At 73.8% G+C, this 1,428-nt stretch carries 1 protein-coding gene; it reads right to left on the bottom strand.

Annotation, left to right across the window (positions count from 1 at the left end; translation table 11 throughout):
- Positions 1 to 86 precede the first annotated feature (86 nt).
- Entirely contained in the window at positions 87 to 1,184 is a 1,098-nt protein-coding gene (locus ABZ641_RS37265; protein WP_359989011.1) for a methyltransferase domain-containing protein, read from the bottom strand.
- Positions 1,185 to 1,428 lie beyond the last annotated feature (244 nt).

Here is a 1,428-nt window from a genome sequence, read left to right as displayed (position 1 = left end):
GGCCGCCGCGGCGGCCGGCCCCGGGGAGGCGTCTGCCCGCGCGGCGCGCCGCCACACGGGGGAGTCGGGCCGGATCGGACGGGCCGTCAGTCCTTGCGGGCCACGTAGTAGACGTTGAGCGGGTCGCCCTCGACCGACCGCACCTCGACCTCGCCGAATCCGGCCTCGGCGAGCATCCGGCGGGCCGTCTGCTCGCCCCACACGGTGCCGAGTCCGGCGCCGCCGGTGCTGAGCGAGGTGGTCATGCAGTAGAAGACGGAGAAGCAGTAGAGCGCCGGGCCGAAGGGGTGCCCGACGTTCTCCTCCAGCCGGCTGGACGCGGCGATGTCGCCCATCAGGAAGGTGCCGCCGGGGCGCAGCGCGGCGGCGATCGCGGCGAGGGTGGCCGCCGGTTCGGCGAGGTCGTGGATGACGTCGAAGGCGGTGATCAGGTCGTACGTGCCGGCGATCCCGGTGGAGTCGCCGACGGCGAGGGTCACGTTGGCCAGGCCGCGGCGTTCGGCCTGGGAGCGGCCGACCGCGATGCCCTCCTCCGACTGGTCGAGGCCGTGGAATCGGCTCTCGGGGAAGGCCGCGGCGAGGACCACGGGCGCGTGGCCCTGGCCGGTTCCGACGTCGAGCGCGTCGATGCCGGCCCGCAGCCGGTCCGTCAGGCCGGGGACGAGGGGCACGATGGTGTCCACCAGGGCCAGGTCGTAGACCCGGGCGCTCTCCTCGGCCTGCAGCGCCTGGAAGCGGGGGTAGGCGGAGTAGGGGACACCGCCGCCGTGCCGGAACGCGCCGACGACCTGCTGTTCGACCTCGCCCATCAGTCCGACGTACTGCATGATGCCGGCCAGGTTGTCGGGGCCGGCGGCCGCGATCAGCGAGGCGGCGTGTTCGGGCGGCAGCCGGTAGGTGCCGTCGGCCGGGTCGTACTCGACGATGCCGCCGACGACCATGCCGCCGAGCCATTCGCGGACGTAGCGCTCGTCGAGCGCGGTGCGGGCGGCCAGGTCGGGGCTGGTGGCGGGCGGGGAGCCGGCCATGGCGTCGAACAGGCCGGCCTGGTGGCCGACGCTGGTCATCAGGGCGAGGGCGGCGCCGTTGAGGACGTCGACCATCCGGCCGGCGAAGGCCTCGGCCTTCATGGGGTCGAGCTCCCCGCTGCCGTTCTCCGGACTGCCGTTCTCCGGGCTGGCCATCGGGCACCTCCTGCTACCGGGGCGGCGGGGCCGAGCGGTGCCGCACCTCCAACGTACGCTCGGCCGGCTCCGGCGGCCCTCCGTCCGGGACCGGCCGTCCTGCCCCGGCGGGCCTTGACTGCGGCGAAACCGCCGCCGTACGGTCGGACCGGTTCGATCGGAAACATTTCCGAAACTTTTCGACCCATGCCCCCATGGCGCCAAGTTGCGGGTTAGCGGGTGGAGGAAAGGGTGAGGATAGGAG

The organism is Kitasatospora sp. NPDC007106 (assembly GCF_040634455.1).
In the GTDB taxonomy this organism is placed as follows: Bacteria; Actinomycetota; Actinomycetes; order Streptomycetales; family Streptomycetaceae; genus Kitasatospora; species Kitasatospora arboriphila.
Note: the sequence above shows the minus strand (reverse complement) of the source record. Positions and strands in the feature narration are given on the sequence as shown.

Bases quoted from the DNA above. Each gene is read 5' to 3' on its own strand.
- ABZ641_RS37265 (WP_359989011.1), bottom strand. From the start codon at position 1,184: ATGGCCAGCCCGGAGAACGGCAGTCCGGAGAACGGCAGCGGGGAGCTC.